Annotated in this window: 1 protein-coding gene; it reads right to left on the bottom strand. The window is 23.1% G+C overall.

Going from position 1 to position 507, the window contains the following annotated elements:
* Positions 1–57 precede the first annotated feature (57 nt).
* On the bottom strand, positions 58–504 hold the full coding sequence (locus GQX97_RS14705; protein ID WP_157143678.1) for a cyclophilin-like fold protein: 447 nt from the start codon (positions 502–504) through the stop codon (positions 58–60).
* Positions 505–507: the final 3 nt, after the last annotated feature.

Below are 507 nucleotides of genomic sequence, written 5' to 3'. Positions count from 1 at the left end.
AAAGCCAAACAAAAAATTATAATTATATATTTTTTCATATATACTCCTTTACTGTAATTAATTTTCTAAACTGAAAGTTATATTAACTCTTCTTTGTCCRTTGTTATATAAATTATGAAAAACTTTTAAATCTGATGTAATCTTACCAATAGGTATAACTTCCATAGTAAGATTAGGATTATCTGACTGAGAATAAAATATTGCTAATGAATTATTTCTAGCACAGTATGTTATATCTCCATTTTGAAAATTGAATTGTCCTTTTGTTATGTTTTTTGGTCTATAGTCTATTGAACCGTAGTATTCTCTGTTTGCATAACCTATCATAGAAACTGTAAGCGGAAATATATTCATTATCTCTTTTGATAATTCTGTGTCGTATATAACGCCTTCCAATACTTGATTATTTATAGTAATTTTTATTTTTGTATTATTATTGTTTTGGGCATTACATAAACTAAATATAAATAGGAATGTAATTATTATAAATTTTATTTTATACATATT

Origin of the sequence: Brachyspira sp. SAP_772, from assembly GCF_009755885.1 — a bacterium.
Taxonomy (GTDB): domain Bacteria; phylum Spirochaetota; class Brachyspiria; order Brachyspirales; family Brachyspiraceae; genus Brachyspira.
This window is presented reverse-complemented; position numbering and strand designations above follow the sequence as displayed.